At 59.2% G+C, this 21,782-nt stretch carries 22 protein-coding genes and 1 pseudogene; 13 read left to right on the top strand and 10 right to left on the bottom strand.

Annotated elements, in window-relative coordinates:
- Window positions 1-86: 86 nt before the first annotated feature.
- On the bottom strand, window positions 87-440 hold the full coding sequence (locus JFU37_RS13220; protein WP_201115701.1) for a RidA family protein: 354 nt from the start codon (window positions 438-440) through the stop codon (window positions 87-89).
- On the bottom strand, window positions 412-1,716 hold the full coding sequence (gene dadA, locus JFU37_RS13215; RefSeq protein ID WP_201115700.1) for a D-amino acid dehydrogenase: 1,305 nt from the start codon (window positions 1,714-1,716) through the stop codon (window positions 412-414). The genes JFU37_RS13220 and dadA overlap by 29 nt, the downstream gene beginning before the upstream one ends.
- 157 nt (window positions 1,717-1,873) lie before the next feature.
- Between dadA and JFU37_RS13210 the strand changes: the two genes are divergently transcribed.
- Window positions 1,874-2,362, top strand: a complete 489-nt coding sequence (locus JFU37_RS13210; RefSeq protein WP_003206849.1) for an Lrp/AsnC ligand binding domain-containing protein — start codon at window positions 1,874-1,876, stop codon at window positions 2,360-2,362.
- Between the two features lie 93 nt (window positions 2,363-2,455).
- Here the strand turns inward: JFU37_RS13210 and JFU37_RS13205 are convergent, their stop codons facing one another.
- Complete coding sequence (locus tag JFU37_RS13205; protein ID WP_007947437.1) at window positions 2,456-2,809, bottom strand: YkgJ family cysteine cluster protein; 354 nt, start codon at window positions 2,807-2,809, stop codon at window positions 2,456-2,458.
- A 148-nt stretch (window positions 2,810-2,957) separates the two neighbouring features.
- Between JFU37_RS13205 and JFU37_RS13200 the strand changes: the two genes are divergently transcribed.
- Entirely contained in the window at window positions 2,958-4,250 is a 1,293-nt protein-coding gene (locus JFU37_RS13200; RefSeq protein ID WP_201115699.1) for an NAD(P)/FAD-dependent oxidoreductase, read from the top strand.
- Window positions 4,251-4,359: 109 nt separating this feature from the next.
- On the opposite strand, the gene JFU37_RS13195 is transcribed toward JFU37_RS13200, so the two are convergent.
- Window positions 4,360-4,605, bottom strand: coding sequence for a DUF1127 domain-containing protein (locus JFU37_RS13195; RefSeq protein WP_201115698.1), 246 nt, complete (start codon window positions 4,603-4,605; stop codon window positions 4,360-4,362).
- Window positions 4,606-4,783: 178 nt separating this feature from the next.
- Here JFU37_RS13195 and JFU37_RS13190 point away from each other — a divergent pair, with 178 nt between their 5' ends.
- Window positions 4,784-6,217, top strand: coding sequence for an aminotransferase-like domain-containing protein (locus JFU37_RS13190; protein WP_201115697.1), 1,434 nt, complete (start codon window positions 4,784-4,786; stop codon window positions 6,215-6,217).
- A 60-nt stretch (window positions 6,218-6,277) separates the two neighbouring features.
- On the top strand, window positions 6,278-7,846 hold the full coding sequence (locus JFU37_RS13185; protein WP_201115696.1) for a phospholipase D-like domain-containing protein: 1,569 nt from the start codon (window positions 6,278-6,280) through the stop codon (window positions 7,844-7,846).
- Between the two features lie 76 nt (window positions 7,847-7,922).
- Here the strand turns inward: JFU37_RS13185 and JFU37_RS13180 are convergent, their stop codons facing one another.
- Window positions 7,923-9,065, bottom strand: coding sequence for an MFS transporter (locus JFU37_RS13180; RefSeq protein ID WP_201115695.1), 1,143 nt, complete (start codon window positions 9,063-9,065; stop codon window positions 7,923-7,925).
- A gap of 240 nt (window positions 9,066-9,305) precedes the next feature.
- Entirely contained in the window at window positions 9,306-10,799 is a 1,494-nt protein-coding gene (locus JFU37_RS13175) for an aldehyde dehydrogenase (protein ID WP_201115694.1), read from the bottom strand.
- A gap of 236 nt (window positions 10,800-11,035) precedes the next feature.
- Here JFU37_RS13175 and JFU37_RS13170 point away from each other — a divergent pair, with 236 nt between their 5' ends.
- The 3 genes from JFU37_RS13170 to JFU37_RS13160 all read left to right on the top strand — a co-directional run bounded on the left by JFU37_RS13170 (window position 11,036) and on the right by JFU37_RS13160 (window position 12,166).
- Window positions 11,036-11,398, top strand: coding sequence for a cupin domain-containing protein (locus tag JFU37_RS13170; RefSeq protein WP_201115693.1), 363 nt, complete (start codon window positions 11,036-11,038; stop codon window positions 11,396-11,398).
- A 172-nt stretch (window positions 11,399-11,570) separates the two neighbouring features.
- A complete protein-coding gene (locus tag JFU37_RS13165; protein WP_201115692.1) occupies window positions 11,571-11,789 on the top strand; it encodes an I78 family peptidase inhibitor in 219 nt (72 codons plus the stop codon).
- Between the two features lie 65 nt (window positions 11,790-11,854).
- A complete protein-coding gene (locus JFU37_RS13160) occupies window positions 11,855-12,166 on the top strand; it encodes a hypothetical protein (RefSeq protein WP_201115691.1) in 312 nt (103 codons plus the stop codon).
- Window positions 12,167-12,282: 116 nt separating this feature from the next.
- On the opposite strand, the gene rpmG is transcribed toward JFU37_RS13160, so the two are convergent.
- Together rpmG and rpmB are read right to left on the bottom strand one after the other, a co-directional pair.
- Entirely contained in the window at window positions 12,283-12,438 is a 156-nt protein-coding gene (rpmG, locus tag JFU37_RS13155; RefSeq protein ID WP_007894709.1) for a 50S ribosomal protein L33, read from the bottom strand.
- An 11-nt stretch (window positions 12,439-12,449) separates the two neighbouring features.
- The gene (rpmB, locus tag JFU37_RS13150) at window positions 12,450-12,683 is read right to left on the bottom strand and encodes a 50S ribosomal protein L28 (RefSeq protein ID WP_003176907.1); all 234 of its coding nucleotides are present in this window, start codon (window positions 12,681-12,683) and stop codon (window positions 12,450-12,452) included.
- 447 nt (window positions 12,684-13,130) lie between these two features.
- Here rpmB and JFU37_RS13145 point away from each other — a divergent pair, with 447 nt between their 5' ends.
- Window positions 13,131-14,717 (top strand): ABC transporter substrate-binding protein, encoded by a 1,587-nt coding sequence (locus tag JFU37_RS13145; protein WP_201115690.1) that lies wholly within the window; start codon window positions 13,131-13,133, stop codon window positions 14,715-14,717.
- Window positions 14,718-14,856: 139 nt separating this feature from the next.
- Here JFU37_RS13145 and radC read toward each other — a convergent pair whose 3' ends face one another.
- On the bottom strand, window positions 14,857-15,531 hold the full coding sequence (gene radC / locus JFU37_RS13140) for a RadC family protein (protein ID WP_201115689.1): 675 nt from the start codon (window positions 15,529-15,531) through the stop codon (window positions 14,857-14,859).
- A 136-nt stretch (window positions 15,532-15,667) separates the two neighbouring features.
- Between radC and coaBC the strand changes: the two genes are divergently transcribed.
- From coaBC to argB, 4 genes and pseudogenes are all read left to right on the top strand, one after another.
- Window positions 15,668-16,876, top strand: a complete 1,209-nt coding sequence (coaBC, locus tag JFU37_RS13135) for a bifunctional phosphopantothenoylcysteine decarboxylase/phosphopantothenate--cysteine ligase CoaBC (protein WP_201115688.1) — start codon at window positions 15,668-15,670, stop codon at window positions 16,874-16,876.
- A gap of 5 nt (window positions 16,877-16,881) precedes the next feature.
- Window positions 16,882-17,337, top strand: coding sequence for a dUTP diphosphatase (gene dut / locus JFU37_RS13130; protein WP_201115687.1), 456 nt, complete (start codon window positions 16,882-16,884; stop codon window positions 17,335-17,337).
- Window positions 17,338-17,626: 289 nt separating this feature from the next.
- A pseudogene (locus tag JFU37_RS13125) lies at window positions 17,627-19,030 on the top strand (phosphomannomutase/phosphoglucomutase); the annotation flags it as partial.
- A gap of 39 nt (window positions 19,031-19,069) precedes the next feature.
- Window positions 19,070-19,975: an acetylglutamate kinase gene (gene argB, locus JFU37_RS13120; protein WP_045059191.1), complete on the top strand. Its 906-nt coding sequence runs from the start codon at window positions 19,070-19,072 to the stop codon at window positions 19,973-19,975.
- Window positions 19,976-20,151: 176 nt separating this feature from the next.
- Here the strand turns inward: argB and pyrE are convergent, their stop codons facing one another.
- Window positions 20,152-20,796, bottom strand: a complete 645-nt coding sequence (gene pyrE, locus JFU37_RS13115; protein ID WP_201115685.1) for an orotate phosphoribosyltransferase — start codon at window positions 20,794-20,796, stop codon at window positions 20,152-20,154.
- Between the two features lie 82 nt (window positions 20,797-20,878).
- Here pyrE and JFU37_RS13110 point away from each other — a divergent pair, with 82 nt between their 5' ends.
- The gene (locus tag JFU37_RS13110; protein ID WP_007934608.1) at window positions 20,879-21,658 is read left to right on the top strand and encodes an exodeoxyribonuclease III; all 780 of its coding nucleotides are present in this window, start codon (window positions 20,879-20,881) and stop codon (window positions 21,656-21,658) included.
- The last annotated feature ends 124 nt before the right edge of the window (window positions 21,659-21,782 follow it).

Raw genomic sequence — 21,782 nt, 5'->3', positions numbered from 1 at the left:
GGGAATAAAAACCGGCGCTGGCTGACGGCGTTAACCGCCTGCTGCACCGGGAGAGGGATCTTTCTGAGCAACTTGTTTCAGAGCCGTTACGGCAGAGCAGCTACAACCGACAGCTCAACCAGTATTTCCGGCTCGCACAGTTTCGATTCAACCGTCGCGCGGGCCGGGGCGACGCCTTTTGGCAGCCACTCGTCCCACACCGCGTTCATGCCTTCAAAGTGTGCGTCTATATCTTTCAGGTAGATGGTGACTGACAAAAGATGGCGCTTGTCAGTCCCGGCCAGATCAAGCAGACGCTCGATGTTGGCCAGGGTTTCACGGGTCTGCTGTTCAATCCCGGCGCTCATGTCATCGCCGACCTGCCCTGCCAAATACACCGTTCCATTGTGAGCGACGATCTGACTCATGCGCTCATTGGTGAGCTGGCGCTGGATTGCCATGTTTTGCGGACTCCTGAATTTTTTTGCCATAACGGGAAATATCGAGGCCTTCAGCGCTGATCTGCGGCGTTTTCTTCGCTATCAGGTCAGCCAGCAAACGGCCGGAACCGCACGCCATGGTCCAGCCGAGCGTACCGTGACCCGTGTTCAAGAACAGGTTACTGAACGGCGTGGCGCCAACGATTGGCGTGCCGTCCGGGGTGGTCGGACGCAGACCGGTCCAGAAACTCGCCTGGGCCAGATCGCCGCCCTGAGGATAAAGGTCGTTGACGATCATCTCCAGGGTTTCGCGCCGACGCGGGTTCAGCGACAGGTCAAAACCGGCTATCTCAGCCATGCCACCGACGCGAATACGGTTGTCGAAACGGGTGATCGCGACTTTGTAGGTCTCGTCGAGAATGGTCGACGTCGGCGCCATCGCCGGATTGGTAATCGGCACGGTCAGGGAGTAACCCTTGAGCGGATACACCGGCGCCTTGATGCCCAGTGGCTTAAGCAACTGCGGCGAGTAGCTGCCCAGCGCCAGCACGTAGCGATCGGCGGTTTCCAGCTTGCCGTCGATCCACACACCATTGATGCGGTCACCGGCGTAGTCGAGACGCTGAATGTCCTGGCCGAAGCGAAACTCCACACCCAGCTTGGTGGCCATTTCGGCCAGGCGGGTGGTAAAGATCTGGCAATCGCCGGTCTGGTCGTTCGGCAGGCGCAGTGCACCGGCGAGAATGTCAGTGACGCTGGCCAACGCGGGTTCGACGCGGGCAATGCCGGCGCGGTCGAGCAATTCGAACGGCACGCCGGACTCTTTCAGAACGGCGATGTCTTTTGCGGCGCCGTCGAGCTGAGCCTGGGTGCGGAACAGTTGGGTCGTACCGAGGCTACGGCCTTCATAGGCAATACCCGTTTCGGCGCGCAATTCGTCGAGGCAGTCACGGCTGTACTCGGACAGGCGGACCATACGCTCTTTGTTTACCGCGTAACGGCTGGCGGTGCAGTTGCGCAACATCTGCGCCATCCACAGGTATTGGTCGATGTCGGCAGTGGCCTTGATCGCCAAAGGCGCGTGGCGTTGCAGCAGCCACTTGATGGCCTTGAGCGGCACGCCAGGCGCGGCCCACGGCGAGGCATAACCCGGCGAGACCTGCCCGGCGTTGGCGAAACTGGTCTCCATGGCAGCGGCCGGCTGACGGTCCACGACCACCACTTCGAATCCGGCACGTGCCAGATAATAAGCACTGGCGGTACCGATGACGCCGCTACCCAAGACCATAACGCGCATTTTCATATCCCTCATCGCGGCTTACCGCTGACGTTTGTTGTTCAAAGCATTAGATGTGCGCAGTGTAAAAAAGATTAGGCAGTGCTTTTCACTATATAAGTGCCTATATTTGGCGAGAATTCTCGGCAAAAACGCTTTTCACGGAGGCGCATCCCCTATGCGTACCAACACTCAAACCAAACGTGAGCTGGACAAGATCGACCGCAACATCTTGCGGATCCTGCAAGCGGACGGGCGCATCTCCTTCACCGAGCTGGGGGAAAAGGTCGGGCTGTCGACCACGCCCTGTACCGAGCGGGTCCGGCGCCTGGAGCGCGAAGGGATCATCATGGGCTATAACGCCCGGCTCAATCCGCAGCACCTCAAGGGCAGTCTCCTGGTGTTCGTCGAGATCAGCCTCGACTACAAATCCGGCGACACTTTCGAAGAGTTCCGACGCGCGGTGCTGAAACTGCCTCACGTGCTGGAATGCCATTTGGTGTCAGGGGATTTCGACTATCTGGTGAAGGCGCGGATTTCCGAGATGGCCTCGTACCGCAAGCTGCTGGGCGACATCCTGCTCAAGCTGCCGCATGTGCGCGAATCCAAGAGCTATATCGTGATGGAAGAGGTGAAAGAGAGCTTGAATCTGCCGATTCCGGATTGAAGATCAAAAGATCGCAGCCTTCGGCAGCTCCTACAGGTGTGCTCGCTCCCCTGTAGGAGCTGCCGAAGGCTGCGATCTTTTAACTGGCGGCGCCTAAACCAGCACTTGGCGGGTAGAAGCCATGTACTCGTGGATCTGCTTCTCGACCCGTGGATGAATCAGCTCCACCGGCCCTCGCCCATTGGGGCATGGCAAGGTCTTGGTGGTGCCAAACAATCGGCAGATCAGTGGACGCTCGTCATATACAGTGCAGCCATTGGGTCCAAGGTGGACGCAATTGAGCTCATCCATCGCCGCATCCTGCTCGGCGCGGGTCTTGCGCGGCAGGCGGGACATTTCTTCCGGCGAAGTGGTCACCGGCCCGCAGCAGTCATGGCAGCCGGGCACGCACTCGAACGAGGGAATCTGCTGCCGAAGCGTGCGAATTTTCTGACTGTTGCAACTCATCGAAACGGTGACCGAAAGCGGAATAGAGCGGGATTCTGCAGCAAAAACCCCGATCCAGACAGCACCAACCGACCAATGTTGCCCGCGTTCGAGGGTCCGGCTTATGCTCCGTCAAATTTTGTAAACACAAAAAATCAGGATGATGCGCATGAATGCCCGTGCCCAGCACATTGCCTCGTACTACGCCGCCAGCAGCCTGCCGCAGCCCGATCATCCGGCGCTCGCGGGCGAGTTGGTCGCGGACGTTTGCGTGGTTGGCGGTGGGTTCTCCGGGCTGAACACGGCGCTTGAACTGGCCGAGCGCGGCCTCAGCGTGGTACTGCTCGAAGCCCGCAAAATCGGTTGGGGCGCCAGCGGACGCAATGGCGGGCAACTGATTCGAGGCGTTGGCCATGGCCTCGATCAATTCACCAACGTCATCGGCACGGAAGGTGTGCGTCAGATGAAACTCATGGGGCTCGAAGCGGTGGAAATCGTCCGACAGCGAGTCGAGCGTTTTCAGATCCCTTGCGACCTGACCTGGGGCTATTGCGACCTCGCTAACAAGCCTCGCGACCTCGAAGGCTTCGCCGAAGACGCCGAAGAACTGCGCAGTCTCGGTTACCGTTACGAAACCCGGCTACTGCAAGCCCACGAAATGCACAGCGTGGTGGGTTCCGACCGTTACGTCGGCGGCCTGATCGACTGGGGTTCGGGGCATCTGCACCCATTGAACCTGGCCCTTGGCGAAGCCGCTGCCGCCCAACAATTGGACGCCAGGCTGTTCGAACAATCGGCAGTCACCCGCATCGATTATGGCCCCGAGATCAAGGTTCATACCGCTCAAGGCTTGGTCCGCGCCAAGACGTTGGTGCTGGGCTGCAATGCCTACCTCAACGGGCTCAATCCCGAACTCAGCGGCAAAGTGCTGCCCGCCGGCAGCTACATCATCGCCACCGAACCCTTGAGCGAAGCACAGGCGCACGCCTTGCTGCCACAAAACATGGCCGTCTGCGATCAACGGGTGGCGCTGGATTACTACCGGCTCTCGGCGGACCGACGCTTGCTGTTCGGCGGTGCCTGCCATTATTCAGGCCGTGACCCACAGGACATTGCTGCTTATATGCGGCCGAAGATGCTGGAGGTTTTCCCACAATTGGCCGGGGTGAAAATCGACTATCAATGGGGCGGCATGATTGGCATCGGCGCGAATCGTCTGCCGCAGATCGGTCGGCTCAAGGACCAGCCGAATGTGTATTACGCCCAGGCGTACTCCGGCCATGGCGTGAATGCCACCCATCTGGCGGGCAAGTTGTTGGCTGAGGCCATCAGCGGGCAGCACAGTGGTGGGTTTGATCTGTTTGCCAAGGTGCCGCACATGACCTTTCCGGGTGGAAAGCATTTGCGCTCGCCGTTGTTGGCGTTGGGGATGTTGTGGCATCGGCTTAAAGAATTGATCTGACATCAACACCCCCCTGTAGGAGCTGCCGAAGGCTGCGATCTTTTGATCTTGTTTCTAAGATCAAGATCAAAAGATCGCAGCCTTCGGCAGCTCCTACACGGGACTGTATTCACAGGCGCCAAAATGCTTTTAACCCCTCCTCCCGCGCCTGCTCACGGCTCAATCCGACATCCTTTAGCTGCTGGGGTGTCAGCTCCAGCAAGGCCTTGCGTGTGTGCAGACGATGCCAGAACAACCCCCAACGACCCAGGCCGGACGGTACGTTACGCATGACCGCCTCACGCGCGCCGTTGATTTGCCCTGCCACCAGCTCCTGACTGTGTAACGTCAGCCGCACATCGCTCAAGCTGCTCATTTCTATCGCTCCTGTTTACTTGGGTAGCCAGAGCTTTCATGATGCGGGGACGACGAAAAGCATTACAGATTCAACGCGCCTGTATTAATTCCATACAGATTTGCCATTTCGACCTCTGAATCGCAATTTTTTGCCTAATCTGTACTGCTCTAGCGAATAACCCTACCGAGACTGCGCCATGACCCTTTACGTCAATCTCGCCGAATTGCTCGGCACGCGTATCGAACAGGGCTTCTATCGCCCCGGTGACCGGCTGCCATCGGTGCGGGCATTGAGTGTCGAACACGGGGTCAGCCTGAGCACGGTGCAGCAGGCCTATCGCATGCTGGAAGACAGCGGACTGGCGACGCCGAAACCAAAATCCGGGTATTTCGTGCCGGTGAGTCGAGCGCTGCCCGAGCTGCCAGCCATTGGCCGGCCGGCCCAGCGCCCGGTGGATATTTCCCAGTGGGATCAAGTGCTGGAGCTGATCCGCGCGGTGCCGCGCAAGGACGTGGTGCAACTGGGTCGCGGCATGCCGGACATCACTACGCCGACGATGAAACCCCTGCTGCGCGGTCTGGCGCGCATCAGCCGCCGGCAGGACATGCCCGGTCTGTATTACGACAACATCCTTGGCACCCTGGAGCTGCGCGAACAGATCGCCCGCCTGATGCTCGATTCGGGCTGCCAGTTGACCGCCAGCGAGCTGGTGGTCACCACCGGTTGCCACGAAGCGCTGTCCACCAGCATTCGGGCGATTTGCGATCCGGGAGACATCGTGGCGGTTGATTCGCCAAGCTTTCACGGCGCCATGCAGACCCTCAAGGGGCTGGGCATGAAAGCCCTCGAGATTCCCACCGACCCGCTCACCGGGATCAGCCTCGATGCATTGGAACTGGCATTGGAGCAATGGCCGATCAAAGCCATACAGTTGACGCCGAACTGCAACAACCCGCTCGGCTACATCATGCCGGAGTCGCGTAAACGGGCCTTGTTGACGCTTGCCCAACGGTTCGACGTGGCGATCATCGAGGACGATGTGTATGGCGAACTCGCCTACACCTACCCGCGTCCACGCACGATCAAATCCTTCGACGAAGACGGCCGCGTCCTGCTGTGCAGTTCGTTCTCCAAGACACTCGCACCTGGATTGCGGATCGGCTGGGTTGCGCCGGGCCGGTATCTGGAACGGGTGCTGCACATGAAATACATCAGCACAGGCTCTACGGCACCGCAACCGCAGATCGCGATCGCGGAATTCCTCAAGGCCGGGCACTTCGAACCGCATTTACGGCGAATGCGCACCCAATACCAACGCAATCGCGACATGATGATCGATTGGGTCAGTCGGTATTTCCCGGCCGGCACCCGCGCCAGTCGCCCGCAAGGCAGTTTCATGCTCTGGGTCGAACTGCCGGAAGGCTTCGACACCCTGAAACTGAATCGCGCCTTGCACGATCAAGGCGTACAGATTGCCGTCGGCAGCATCTTTTCTCCCTCGGGCAAGTACCGCAATTGCCTGCGCATGAACTACGCTGCCAAACCAACAGCGCTGATTGAGGAAGCGGTGCGCAAGGTCGGCGCCGCAGCAATCAAATTGCTGGCAGAAACTAACGCCATCACCGACTGACCTTTACCAGGAAACCAGCGTCCATATGCCAACATCTGCCGTCAATCGGAACGATCCCTCGTGAGAGTCAGACAGCCCCTGCTCGCTTTACTGTTACTCACGTCGTTCCTTGCCGGCTGCGCCAGCCTCCACGTTGAGCGCGAACCCAGCCAGGCGCTGCCTGCCAGCGACTCAGTGTTTGGCCGGTCAATCCAGTCCCAGGCCGCGTCCCACCAAGGGCAATCCGGCTTTCGACTGCTGCCCAACAGTACCGATGCCTTTACGGCCCGCGCCGAGCTGATCCGCAATGCCCAAAGCAGTCTCGATTTGCAGTACTACGTCGTCCACGACGGCATCAGCACTCGGATGCTGGTGGACGAACTGTTCAAAGCTGCCGACCGTGGCGTGCGCGTGCGAATCCTCCTCGATGACACCAGCAGCGACGGTCTGGACTGGGTCATCGCCACCCTGGCGGTACATCCGCAGATCCAGATCCGGCTGTTCAATCCGCTGCACCTGGGCCGCAGCACCGGTGTAACGCGAACCATGGGCCGCTTGTTCAACCTGTCGCAGCAACACCGGCGCATGCACAACAAGCTGTGGCTGGCGGACAACAGCGTGGCCATTGTCGGCGGGCGCAACCTGGGGGATGAGTATTTCGATGCCGAGCCCAACCTGAATTTCACTGACATCGACATGCTCAGCGTTGGCCCGGTTGCCGAGCAACTGGGGCACAGTTTCGACCAGTACTGGAACAGTGCGCTGAGCAAGCCGATCAATGAATTTCTCACGTACAAACCGACCGCCAAGGACTTCGACAATACCCGGACCCGACTAGAGGCATCCCTGGACGAAACGCGCAAACAGAATCACGCGCTCTATCAGCACCTGACGACCTACGCCAGGCACCCTCGCCTGGACATATGGCGCAGGGAGCTTATCTGGGCCCGAAGCCAGGTGTTGTGGGATGCGCCGAGCAAGGTGCTGGCCAACGGCGAGCCCGACCCGCAGTTGCTGCTGACCACGCAGCTGGCGCCCGAGCTCAACGGGGTCAGCAAAGAGCTGATCTTGATCTCGGCGTACTTCGTCCCCGGCCCGCCGGGGCTGGTGTACCTGACCGGACGTGCCGATGCTGGCGTCTCAGTGAAGCTGCTGACCAACTCACTGGAGGCCACTGATGTGCCGGCGGTGCATGGTGGTTACGCGCCGTACCGCAAGGCGCTGCTGGAGCATGGCGTGCAATTGTTCGAATTGCGTCGGCAGCCCGGCGAAGGCGGGGGCAGCGGACCGCATTTTCTTGGCAGCAAATCCTCGCCGAGTTCCGATTCCAGCCTGCACAGCAAGGCAATGATCTTCGACCAGCAGAAGTCCTTTATCGGCTCGTTTAACTTCGACCGGCGCTCAGTGCTGTGGAACACCGAAGTCGGCGTGCTGGTGGACAGCCCGGAACTCGCGACCCGTGTCCGCGAACTGGCACTGCAAGGTATGGCGCCGCCTTTGAGTTATCAGGTGAAGCTGGAACAAGGCAAGATCGTCTGGGTCACCGAAGATGACGGCAAGATGCACACCCTGACCAAGGAGCCGGGTAGCTGGTGGCGGCGCTTCAACGCCTGGATGAGCACCACCGTCGGCCTGGAGCGGATGTTGTAGGCGCATAACTCGCGTCCAGCACAATAACGCGATCCGTAGCAGCTGCCGAACGCAGGCTTCGCCAGCTGCTACAAAATCATGCCGGCTGCGCCGCGCCAAATGCACCCTGGCGCGACACCAGAATCACCAATCCAAACGCACCGGCCGCCATCAGCAACGGCAATGCATGCCCACTGATCCATTGGCTGCCGGCACCGGCCGCCAGTGGCCCGACCAGACAACCAATCCCCCACAGCTGCGCGATGTGAGCATTGGCCCGCACCAGCGCATCGTCGCGGTATCGCTCGCCGATCAGGATCAGTGACAAGGTGAACAGCCCCCCGGCACTGGCGCCGAATAACACCCACAACGGCCAGATCAACAACGTGTCGATCAGCAGCGGGATCGCCAGGCTCGACAGCAGCAAAACCACTGCACACCCGGTGAACAGCGTGCGTCGTGACAAGCGATCAGCCAACGCCCCTATCGGCAACTGCAACAAGGCATCGCCGACCACGACTGTGCTGACCATCGCCAGGGCGATTTCCGCCGTGAAGCCCTGACGCAGGCAATACACCGGCAGCAAGGTCAGGATCATCGCTTCAAACGCCGCGAACAGCGAAACCGCCCAGGCAATGGCCGGCAGGCCTCGGCAGAAACTCAGCAAGTCACCGAAGGTCACGCTACTGGCTTCGCTGCTGGGCGCGCCACTGCGGCCCAGCAACAGCAACGGCGCCGCCACCAGCAAACCGACGCCGACCCAGAAGCCGTAATCCTGCTCGGTGCCCAAGGCTCCCAACAGCAATGGCCCGCCCAACTGGCTCAATGCGTAGGTGCTGCCATACAGCGCCACCAGCCGCCCACGCCATTGCTCGACCACCAGTTGATTGATCCAGCTTTCACCGAGGATGAAGACCAGTGTCAGCACCACCCCGATCATCAACCGCAGCAGCAGCCAGATCGGATAACTCGGTAATAGCGCTAGCAAACCGACGGACAATGCCCCGGCCCACAGGCACAGGCGCATCAGATTGGCCGTGCCGAGACGCGCCGCCAGGTGGCTGGAGATTTTCGCGCCCAGCAAGACACCCAACGCCGGCATCGCCGCCATCACGCCGATCGCGAACGAGCCGTAACCCCAGCTTTCCAGGCGAAACGACACCAGCGGCATGCTGACACCCAGGGCCAGGCCGACACTCAAGACCGACGCCAACACGGCGAAATAAGTCGCCCAACGCATGTTCCACGCTCCTGTGGATATTATTTTTCACAGACGACACAAAACAAATGTGGGAGCGAGCCTTTGTGGTGAAGGGATTTATCCCCGTTGGGTTGCGCAGCGGCCCCAAAACCTGCAACAGCGGAGTATCGATACACCGCATTCACTGGTTTTGCGACTGCTTCGCAGCCGAACGGGGATAAATCCCCTCACCACAAAGGCTCGCTCCCACAAGGGATCTGCGTCGTTAAGAAAACCGACTTACAACTTGATCCAGGTCGCCTTCAGCTCGGTGTACTTGTCGAACGCATGCAGCGACTTGTCGCGACCGTTGCCCGACTGCTTGAAGCCACCAAACGGTGCGGTCATGTCGCCGCCATCGTACTGGTTGACCCACACGCTACCGGCACGCAGCGCCCTGGCGGTCAGGTGAGCCTTCGAGATGTCCTTGGTCCACACCGCAGCGGCGAGGCCGTAAGGCGTGTCGTTGGCAATCGCAATGGCTTCTTCGGCGGTATCGAACGCGATCACCGACAGTACCGGCCCAAAGATCTCTTCCTGAGCGATTTTCATCGCGTTGCTTACACCGTCGAAAATCGTCGGCTCAACATAAGTGCCACCGGTTTCCTGAAGAATACGCTTGCCGCCAGCCACCAGTTTGGCGCCGTCGGTGTGACCGGATTCGATGTAAGACAGCACGGTGTTCATCTGCTGGGTATCCACCAGTGCGCCGACAGTGGTCGCCGGGTCCAGCGGGTTGCCCGGCTTCCAGGTTTTCAGTGCTTCGATCACCAGCGGCAGGAAGGTGTCCTTGATCGAACGCTCGACCAGCAGACGCGAGCCAGCGGTGCAGACTTCACCCTGGTTGAAGGCGATGGCGCCGGCAGCGGCTTCAGCGGCCGCTTGCAGGTCCGGGGCATCGGCAAACACGATGTTCGGGCTCTTGCCGCCGGCTTCGAGCCAGACGCGCTTCATGTTCGATTCGCCGGAGTAGATCAGCAGTTGCTTGGCGATCTTGGTCGAACCGGTGAACACCAGGGTGTCCACGTCGTTGTGCAGGGCCAGGGCTTTGCCGACGGTGTGGCCGTAGCCGGGCAGCACGTTCAGCACGCCTTTCGGAATGCCGGCTTCAACAGCCAGCGCAGCGATGCGGATGGCGGTCAGCGGGGATTTTTCGGACGGCTTGAGGATCACCGAGTTACCGGTGGACAGCGCCGGGCCGAGTTTCCAGCAGGCCATCATCAACGGGAAGTTCCACGGCACGATGGCGCCGACGACGCCGACCGGCTCGCGGGTCACCAGACCCAGTTGGTCGTGCGGGGTCGCCGCCACTTCGTCGTAGATTTTATCGATGGCTTCACCGCTCCAGCTCAGGGCTTGCGCCGCGCCTGGAACGTCGATGTACAAGGAATCGCTGATCGGCTTGCCCATGTCCAGGGTTTCAAGCAAGGCCAGCTCTTCGGCGTGCTGTTTCAGCAGACCGGCGAAACGAATCATGGTGGCTTTGCGCTTGGTTGGCGCCAGGCGCGACCAGACGCCGGAATTGAAGGTGGCGCGAGCGTTTTCAACAGCGCGTTGGGCGTCGGCGGCGTCACAGCTGGCGATCTTGCCCAGCAGACGGCCATCGACCGGGCTGATGCACTCGAAGGTCTCGCTGGAGACGGCATCGGTGTATTCGCCATTGATGTAGGCACGGCCTTCGATCTTCAGATCGCGAGCCCGTTGCTCCCAATCGGCACGAGTCAGGGTGGTCATACGAGTGTCCTCCTCTTATTGAATACGAGCGCCCCGCGTTCTTCGCGGGTGCTGTCAGGAATTCTGCCCGGCCAGCCTGCAATCGGCCCAAGGCACCTGCCACCCTAAACCAGTGACCGGGGTTGTTTCAATATATTTGACACAAGGTCGGCAAACGGCCTTGCAGTGTTCATTTTAATAAACATAGACTTTGGGTCTTTCCAGCCATCGCGCCGCAATCACGGGGAATTACAACAATGAATATCCAGGATGTCGTCGACTTCAGCCAAGCCACCACCCAGCCAGATCGCTATCGGCCGGACCCGGCGAAAGTCCTCAAGGGCGACCCTGAACAAGCGGTGTACAACCACTACAACAGCCCTTGCGGCCAGTTGAATGCAGGCGTTTGGGAAGGCGAAGTCGGCCAGTGGCTGGTGAACTTCACCGAACACGAGTACTGCGAAATCGTTCAGGGCGTCTCAGTGCTGCGCGACAATGACGGCAATAGCAAAACCGTGCGCGCGGGTGATCGCTTTGTGATCCCGGCCGGGTTCCGGGGCACTTGGGAAGTGCTGGAGCCTTGCCGCAAGATCTATGTGGCGTTTGAACAGAAGGCCTGAACCTTGAAAAACTGAAACAGAAGCTGACATTCGGTCGCTGGCCAATTCCCGCAACAACGGATAAGACTGTTAACAGGCGCCACCTATTTCATTGTCGGGACGGTAACGCACAGGATGTGCGGCCGACCCGACGATTGAGCGCCCTGACCCAATACATTTGCAAGGAGGCAAAATGCCTGTCTTACCTGATCAATGCGACCTCAGCGTCGCGCAGTACACTCTCGGCCAGAAATGCACTCCCGAGTTGCTGGAAGAAGTTCGCGCCCTGGCCAATGGGGCTCCCGTAAGGGCCACCGGGCCAACGTATCCCTCGACTTTCGACCTGCGTCCGCGACGAATCAACCTGCACACCAATGCTGACAGGATCATTGTCAGCATCGAGTGCGGCTGATCAAAAAACCTGATTCACACCCAACTAAAAAGGCGCTTTGAAAATCAATTACGCAAGGAAGCAACATGATGCCTAAAATCACTTCTCTGAAAGGTTCTGCCCTGACAGCCGTACTTGCTCTGAGCTTTGGAATGTTTGAAGCCTCGGCCGCCGAGAACACAAACAAGCCTGGCCGATGCAATAGTAACTTTGCATACAACACCTTCGTGCCGACTCAGGTCACACCAGGGCTTTTAGAAGCGCTGCGCCTATTGTCAGGGGCGGCAATCGTACGCCATGAAAAATCAGGCGAGACTTACACCCAGGAATACAGGAGCGATCGCCTCCGAGTGATCAGCGACGAAGGAAACTTCTATACCCACTTCCAGTGCGGCTAATCAGTTAATCTATCTTTGTTAAGAACTTGGGGCCGTTAATAGCACCCGATTCGACAAACAACAAAAAAGGCCCGTATCTCGCGATACGGGCCTTTTTCGTAAGAGAGAAAAATCAATTACTTGATTTTGCCTTCTTTGTAGATCACGTGCTTGCGAACAACCGGATCAAATTTCTTGATCTCGATTTTGTCCGGAGTAGTGCGCTTGTTCTTGTCGGTAGTGTAGAAGTGACCAGTACCGGCGCTCGAAATCAAACGAATCAATTCACGCATGATTAGCTCCCTTAGATCTTGCCAGCGGCGCGGATTTCGGCCAGCACGACAGTGATGCCACGCTTGTCGATGATGCGCATGCCTTTGGCAGATACGCGCAGACGCACGAAACGTTTCTCTTCTTCAACCCAGAAGCGGTGATGCTGCAGGTTCGGCAGGAAACGACGACGGGTTTTGTTATTTGCGTGGGAAATGTTATTCCCAGTCACCGGACCCTTACCGGTAACTTGACAGACTCTCGACATGCCTCAGCCCTCTAAAACCACATGCCCAACCCGGCATGGGTTGGCCGCTTAATCTCTCAGTCATTTGGCGCCAGGCGCCGCGTTTCTTTAAGGGTCTTACCGGCTACACCTACAAACGAAGGAACCGGGCCCCTAGAAAAGAGCGCTGCTTTATACCAGAAAGACTAGAGAGCAACAACATTCCGTGTGCGTTGAACTGATAAAAACCCCATTTTTCGGGCTTTGAGCGCCTAGGATAAAGGCTATCGTCGATGAAGACCGCTCGTCGCAGAGAATCGGGCAACGCGCCGATTCAGGATTTTTCTCAGCCAGCACTCACTGAAAACAGTCGCCTATAGTCCCCTTAAAATGAAAAAGGGGATAGTCATTTGCAAAAGAGCCCACTAGGGTAAGCCTTTTCCAGACTGCACTTGCAGATGGGCCTTCGATCTGTAAAGGAATCCGACCATGCGCCTCGCTGCCCTACCCCTGCTGCTTGCCCCTCTTCTTCTGAGCCCACAGGCTATGGCGGCCGCGCTGACTGTCTGCACCGAGGCCAGCCCTGAAGGGTTCGACGTGGTGCAATACAACTCGCTGACCACCACCAACGCCTCTGCCGACGTGCTGATGAACCGCCTGGTGGACTTCGACACCGCCAGCGGCAAAGTGGTCGCCAGCCTCGCGGACAGTTGGGAAATCACGCCCGATGGCCTGACTTACGTGTTCAAACTGCATCCGCAGGTGAAATTCCACCGCACCGAATATTTCAGTCCGACACGTGACCTGACCGCTGAGGATGTGAAGTTCAGCTTCGACCGCATGCTCGACCCGGCAAACCCCTGGCACACCGTTGCACAGGGCGGCTTCCCCCACGCCCAATCGATGCAATTACCAGCGCTGATCAAGAAGATCGACGCACTTGACCCGCTGACCGTGCGCTTTACCCTCGACCATCCGGACTCGACCTTCCTCGCGACCCTGAGCATGGGCTTCGCCTCAATCTATTCGGCTGAATACGCCGACAAGCTGATGAAGGCCGGCACCCCGGAGAAGCTCAACAGCCAGCCGATCGGCAGCGGCCCGTTCATTTTCACCCGCTTCCAGAAGGACGCTTCAATTCGCTACAAGGCTAACGCCGACTATTTCGGCGGCAAGCCTTCGGTAGATCCGCTGATCTTTGCCATTACGCCGGATGCCAATGTGCGCTTGCAGAAATTGCGCCGCAACGAGTGCCAGATCGCTTTGTCGCCCAAGCCTCTGGACGTACAGGCAGCACTGAAAGAGCCGACATTGAAAGTCGAAAAAACTGACGCTTTCATGACCGCGTTCGTCGGCATCAACAGCCAGCATCCGCCACTGGATAAACCTGAAGTGCGTCAGGCGATCAACCTCGCGTTCGACAAGGCCAACTACATCAAAGCGGTCTTCGAAGACACCGCCGAACCCGCCAACGGCCCGTATCCGCCCAACACCTGGAGCTATGCCAAAGGCTTGCCGGGCTATCCGCATGACGTCGAAAAGGCCCGCGCATTGATGGCCAAGGCCGGATTGAAGGATGGCTTCCAGACCACCATCTGGACCCGCCCCTCTGGCAGTCTGCTGAACCCGAACCCGAGCCTCGGCGCGCAATTGCTTCAGTCCGATCTCGCGGAAATCGGCATTCAGGCCGAGATCCGGGTGATCGAGTGGGGCGAGCTGATTCGCCGCGCCAAGGCCGGTGAACATGACTTGCTGTTCATGGGCTGGGCTGGCGACAACGGCGACCCGGACAACTTCCTCACGCCGCAATTTTCCTGCGCGGCGGTCAAGTCCGGCACCAACTTCGCCCGTTATTGCAACCAGGACCTGGACAAACTGATCAGCGCCGGCAAGACCACCGGTGAGCAAGGTGTGCGCACCAAGCTCTACGAACAGGCCCAGACACAGATCCAGCAACAGGCGCTGTGGTTGCCACTGGCGCACCCGACCGCCTTCGCGTTGACGCGCAAAGACGTCGAGGGTTACTCGGTCAGCCCGTTCGGCCGTCAGGATTACTCGAAGGTCAACCTCAAATAATTTCGCCACAAAACCTGTAGGAGCGAGCTTGCTCCGGGCGGCGTTCCGACGATGATGGCCAACGATAACGCGGGAAGCCTGACACCCCGTGGCGTTCTCAGGTTTATCGCGAGCAAGCTCGCTCCTACATGAACGTGGGTTACATCCACCCGTACTCGGCCATGGACAGCGGATCGCCGTCGCCGATGATGAAATGGTCGAGCACCCGCACATCGATCAACTCCAGCGCCTTTTGCAGGCGCTTGGTCAACACCCGGTCGGCCTGACTGGGGTCGGTGTTCCCCGACGGGTGGTTGTGACAGAGGATCAAGGCTGCTGCGTTGTTAGCCAACGCACGCTTGACCACCTCCCGCGGATGGACACTGGTGTTGTCGATAGAACCGCGAAACAGCGCCTCGAAGGTCAGCACCTGATGCTTGGAGTCCAAAAACAGGCAGCCGAACACCTCGTGCTGCTCGTGGCGCAGCATCGATTTCAGGTACTCCCGAACCGCGCGCGGGTTTTCCAGTGTCGGTTTTTGGCGTGCCCGCTCGGCCAAATGCCGCCTGCTCATTTCCTGGGCCGCCTGCAATTGAGCGAACTTCGCGGGTCCAAGCCCCAAATGCCTGCTGAACGTGGCCAGATCGGCCTCGAGCAGTGAGCGCAGGCTGCCAAACTGACTCAGTAGATGCCGAGCTAGATCCACCGCGCTTTTGCCGGATACGCCGGTTCGTAGAAAGATTGCCAGCAACTCGGCATCTGAAAGACTCGCCGCCCCCAGCGTAAGTAACCTCTCCCGCGGCCGCTCGGCCGCCGGCCAATCGCGAATACTCATAGCACCTCCTTGTCGTGTGGGCGCCGCTGTTCCGTAGCGGTCGCTGTGATATCGTAGCCCATCTTTTTTGCTGGCGATTTCATCCCTGGGGAGGGGGTATCGCCATGCAGCCACCATCGAATTGAAAGGCAGGCCTATGCAGCGGCTGTATCGGAAACGCATCGTTCTGGGCGTAGGCGGCGGCATCGCTGCCTACAAAAGCGCCGACCTGGTCCGTCGCCTGATCGATCAGGGCGCCGAAGTGCGCGTGGTCATGACCCGTGGCGGCAGCGAGTTCATTACACCATTGACCATGCAGGCGTTGTCCGGGCACCCGGTCCACCTCGACCTGCTGGACCCGGCGGCTGAAGCGGCGATGGGCCACATCGAGCTGGCCAAATGGGCCGACCTGGTGCTGATCGCCCCCGCCACCGCCGACTTGATTGCCCGCCTGGCCCAAGGCATTGCCGACGACCTGCTGACCACGCTGGTGCTGGCCACCGACGCGGTGGTCGCCGTTGCCCCGGCGATGAACCAGGCCATGTGGCGCGATCCGGCGACCCAGGCCAACCTGCAAACCCTCGAAAGCCGCCATTTGAAAGTCTTCGGCCCGGCCTCCGGCAGCCAGGCCTGTGGCGACGTCGGCATGGGCCGCATGCTCGAAGCCACCGACCTCGCACAGTGCGCAGCAGACTGCTTCCAGCGCCAGGCACTGACCGGCAAACACGTGCTGATCACCGCCGGCCCGACCCAGGAAAACATCGATCCGGTGCGTTACATCACCAACCACAGCTCCGGCAAAATGGGCTTTGCCTTGGCCGAAGCCGCGGTGGAAGCTGGCGCCCGCGTGACCTTGATCACCGGCCCGGTGCACCTGCCGACCCCGGATCGCGTGACGCGCATCGATGTGGTGAGCGCCCGCGACATGCTCGCCGCCTGTGAAGCCGCGATCCCTTGCGACCTGTTTATCGCTTCGGCAGCGGTCGCGGACTACCGCCCAGAAGTCGTGGCCCCACAGAAACTCAAGAAAGACCCTACGAACGGCGACGGCTTGTTGCTGCAGATGGTGCGCAACCCGGACATCCTGGCCACCATCGCCACGCGCCCCGACCGTCCGTTCAGTGTCGGTTTCGCCGCCGAAACCGAACACTTACTCGATTACGCGGCCCGCAAGTTGAAAGACAAGAACCTCGATTTGATCGTCGCCAACGACGTCGCCAACCCGAGTATTGGCTTCAACAGCGAAGAAAACGCCTGCAGCGTGATCGACCGTCAGTTACACGCCACACTTTTCGCCCAGACCAGCAAGAGCAAGATTGCTCGACAATTGGTCACTTTTATCGCCGAACGTCTGAACCAGGTTTAATTTACATGCACGCTTTGCAAGCCAAGATCCTCGACCCTCGCATCGGCAGCGAATTCCCGCTGCCGCAGTACGCCACACCTGGCTCCGCCGGCCTCGACCTGCGCGCCATGCTGGAAAAAGACACCGTGATCAAGCCGGGCGAAACCGTGCTGATCCCGACCGGCCTGTCCGTCTATATCGGCGACCCAGGTTTGGCGGCGCTGATTCTGCCGCGCTCAGGTCTGGGCCATAAACACGGCATCGTACTGGGCAATCTGGTCGGTTTGATCGACTCCGACTACCAGGGGCCATTGATGGTCTCGTGCTGGAACCGTGGCCAGACCGATTTCAACATGGTGGTTGGCGAACGCCTGGCTCAGCTGGTTCTGGTGCCGGTGGTTCAAGCACACTTCGAGATGGTCGAAGAGTTCGTTGAAACCGAGCGCGGCGCGGGCGGCTTCGGGCATTCCGGCAGCCACTGAAGTCCTCCTTGTAGGAGCTGCCGCAGGCTGCGATCTTTTGATCTTGTTTTTAAAGCCAAAGTCAAAAGATCGCAGCCTTCGGCAGCTCCTACAGGGAAATCGGGTCTATTTCAGCGACAGTTTTAGCTTCGGAAATCAAGGCATTGGCCGACCAAATACGCACTGACGTCGATGTCATGGCCTTTTCGCACCACGAACTCTCAGTGGAAAACGCCGTCATACCCTTCAGTTTGAGCCGGTCGACGAGTACTTCGCGGCCAGGTCCAGCCACCTTCGAGATGGAGCATTTCCAGTAATGAGCAGCCCAGCCCAAGTCGCACCCAAATTCCCCGACAGCATCTTCCGCGCCTACGACATTCGCGGCACCGTCCCGGAATTTCTGAACGCTGAAACCGCTTATTGGCTCGGTCGCGCCATCGGTGCCCAGAGTCTGGCCCAGGACGAACCGAACGTATCCGTTGGCCGCGACGGTCGCCTGTCCGGCCCGGAACTGGTTGAACAATTGATCAAAGGCCTCGCCGACAGCGGTTGCCACGTCAGCGACGTTGGCCTGGTGCCTACGCCTGCGTTGTATTACGCCGCCAACGTCCTGGCCGGTAAATCCGGGGTGATGCTCACCGGCAGCCACAACCCGTCGAACTACAACGGCTTCAAGATCGTCATCGCTGGCGACACCTTGGCCAACGAACAGATTCAGGCCCTGCACGACCGCCTCAAGACCAACAATCTGAGCAGCGGCAAAGGCAGCGTCACCCAGGTCGAGATTCTCGATCGCTACAACACCGAAATCGTCCAGGACATCAAACTCGCCCGCCGTCTGAAGGTGGTGGTCGACTGCGGCAACGGCGCTGCCGGCGTGATTGCCCCGCAACTTATCGAAGCATTGAACTGCGAAGTCATCCCGCTGTTCTGCGAAGTCGACGGCAACTTCCCGAACCATCACCCGGATCCGGGCAAGCCTGAAAATCTTGTGGACCTGATCGCCAAGGTCAAGGAAACCAACGCCGACATCGGCCTGGCCTTCGACGGCGACGGCGATCGCGTAGGCGTAGTGACCAACACCGGCAGCATCGTCTACCCGGACCGCTTGCTGATGCTGTTCGCCCGCGACGTACTGGCGCGCAACACCGACGCGGAAATCATCTTCGACGTCAAATGCACCCGCCGCCTGACGCCGCTAATCAAGGAATACGGCGGTCGCCCGCTCATGTGGAAGACCGGTCACTCGTTGATCAAAAAGAAAATGAAACAGACCGGCGCGCTGTTGGCCGGCGAAATGAGCGGGCACATCTTCTTCAAGGAACGCTGGTTCGGTTTCGACGACGGCATTTACAGCGCCGCGCGACTGCTGGAAATCCTCAGCAAGGAAAAATCCTCGGCGGAAGAGCTGTTTGCGACCTTCCCGAACGATATTTCTACGCCGGAAATCAATATCCATGTGACCGAAGAGAGCAAATTCAGCATCATTGATGCATTGCACGACGCGAAGTGGGGAGAAGGCGCTGACCTGACCACCATTGACGGCGTGCGAGTCGACTACGCCAAAGGCTGGGGCCTGGTGCGCGCGTCCAACACCACACCGGTGCTGGTGCTGCGTTTCGAGGCCGATGACGAGGCGGAATTGCAACGCATCAAGGACGTTTTCAAAGTCCAGTTGAAGCGTGTTGCACCTGATCTCCAACTACCGTTTTAATTTATTGAAGCGCCTTTTATCGAAGTGCCGGAGCCCTGAATGACCCTCGAACGCGAAGCCGCCGCCAACACCGCCAAGGTCCTGTCCGAAGCGCTGCCTTACATTCGCCGCTATGTCGGCAAGACGCTGGTGATCAAATACGGCGGCAACGCGATGGAAAGCGAGGAGCTGAAGACCGGCTTCGCCCGCGATATCGTGCTGATGAAAGCCGTCGGCATTAACCCGGTGGTGGTTCACGGTGGCGGCCCGCAAATCGGCGACCTGCTCAAGCGTCTGTCGATCGAGAGCCACTTCATCGACGGCATGCGGGTGACTGACGCGCAGACCATGGACGTGGTGGAAATGGTCCTCGGCGGCCAGGTGAACAAGGACATCGTCAACCTGATCAACCGTCATGGCGGCAGCGCCATCGGCTTGACCGGCAAAGACGCCGAGCTGATTCGTGCGAAAAAGCTCACCGTGACCCGCCAGACGCCGGAGATGACCCAACCGGAAATCATCGACATCGGCCAGGTTGGCGAAGTGGTCGGGATTAACACCGATCTGCTGAACTTGCTGGTCAAAGGTGACTTCATTCCGGTGATCGCACCGATTGGTGTGGGCGCCAATGGCGAGTCGTACAACATCAACGCCGACCTGGTGGCTGGTAAAGTGGCTGAAGCACTGAAAGCTGAGAAGCTGATGCTGCTGACCAACATTGCCGGCCTGATGGACAAGTCAGGCACGGTCCTGACCGGCCTGACCACCCAGCAGGTCGACGAGTTGATCGCCGACGGCACCATCTATGGCGGCATGCTGCCAAAGATCCGTTGCGCGCTGGAAGCGGTTCAGGGCGGCGTGGGTAGCTCGTTGATCATCGACGGTCGGGTGCCGAATGCGATCCTGCTGGAGATTTTCACCGATACCGGCGTGGGCACGTTGATCAGCAATCGCAAGCGTCCCTAAGCAGCACACACAAAAAGACCCCGCTCAACCTGGTTGAGCGGGGTCTTTTTTTGCCTGCGATCCCTGTAGGAGCGAGCTTGCTCGCGAAAAACGTCAACGATTACGCGGGGCGCCTGACGAAACGCGGTGCTCTTATGTCCATCGCGAGCAAGCTCGCTCCTACAGAATCCATGTTGTCAGACGCCGAACTGGGCGCGGTAGGCTTCTACCGCCGGCAAGTATTGCTTGAGCTGCGGATCGTCCGCCAGGAACTCCAGCACCTGGTTCAGCGAAACAATGCTGATCACCGGAATACCGAAATCGCGCTCCACTTCCTGGATCGCCGACAACTCGCCGTTGCCACGCTCCTGACGGTTGAGGGCGATCAGTACGCCGGCAGCCTTGGCGCCGTCCTGGGACGCGATGATCTGCATCACTTCGCGGATGGCAGTGCCTGCAGTGATCACGTCGTCGATGATCAATACGTCGCCGGTCAGCGGGGCGCCGACCAGGCTACCGCCTTCGCCGTGGGCCTTGGCTTCCTTGCGGTTGAAGCACCATGGCAAATCACGGCCATGGTGTTCGGCCAGCGCCACTGCGGTGGTCGCAGCCAACGGGATGCCTTTGTAGGCCGGACCGAACAGTACGTCGAAGGAAATACCGCTCTCGACGATGGCTGCCGCGTAGAAACGACCTAGCTGCGCCAGGGCCGAACCTGAGTTGAACAGGCCGGCATTGAAGAAGTATGGACTGGTACGCCCGGACTTCAGGGTGAACTCACCGAAGCGCAAAACGCCACGATCAATGGCAAAACGAATGAAGTCGCGCTGATACGCTTGCATGAAAAAAACCCCAAATACCACGGATTTAGCTAATTAGGTTGACGCCGTGTATCATACACGCACGCGATTTTTGGGGCCATTTATGCGGATCATCAGTGTGAACGTCAATGGTATTCAGGCTGCAGTGGAGCGAGGTTTGCTCAGTTGGCTGCAAGCACAGAATGCCGACGTCATCTGCCTGCAGGACACCCGCGCCTCCGCCTTTGAACTGGACGATCCAGCCTTCCAACTGGATGGCTACTTCCTTTATGCCTGCGAAGCCGAAGTTCCCGCCCAGGGTGGCGTGGCTTTGTATTCGCGGTTGCAACCGAAGGCAGTCATCAGCGGTCTCGGCTTCGAGACGGCCGACCGCTACGGGCGCTACCTGCAAGCCGATTTCGATAAGGTCAGCATCGCGACCTTGCTGCTCCCTTCGGGGCAGAATGGCGATGAAGACTTGAACCAGAAGTTCAAGCTAATGGACGATTTCGCCCGTTATCTGGATAAACAGCGACGCAAACGTCGCGAGTACATCTACTGTGGCTCGCTGTACGTGGCGCAACAGAAGCTGGATATCAAGAACTGGCGCGACAGCCAGCAATCCCCGGGATTCCTGGCACCTGAACGGGCCTGGATGGACGAGATTGTCGGCAACATGGGTTATGTCGATGCCCTGCGCGAAGTCAGCCGTGAAGGCGACCAGTACAGCTGGTGGCCGGACAACGAACAGGCGGAAATGCTCAACCTCGGTTGGCGCTTCGACTATCAGTTGCTGACTCCGGGCCTGCGTCGTTTCGTTCGCAGCGCACGCTTGCCACGTCAACCACGGTTCTCGCAGCATGCACCGCTGATCGTGGACTACGACTGGACGCTGACCATCTAAGCGTCGCTTCGCAGACGCGAACACGCCGACGTCAGTCAGACTGTATGAAAACCGGGCAATCTACTCGCCGGTCAAAGAAAATGCCCGTATCGCAAGATACGGGCATTTTTTTATGCACTAAGTA

Source organism: Pseudomonas sp. TH41, assembly GCF_016650695.1.
Lineage (GTDB): Bacteria > Pseudomonadota > Gammaproteobacteria > Pseudomonadales > Pseudomonadaceae > Aquipseudomonas.
The sequence above is the reverse complement of the archived record's forward strand: the minus strand, read 5'-3'. Positions and strand labels throughout refer to the sequence as shown.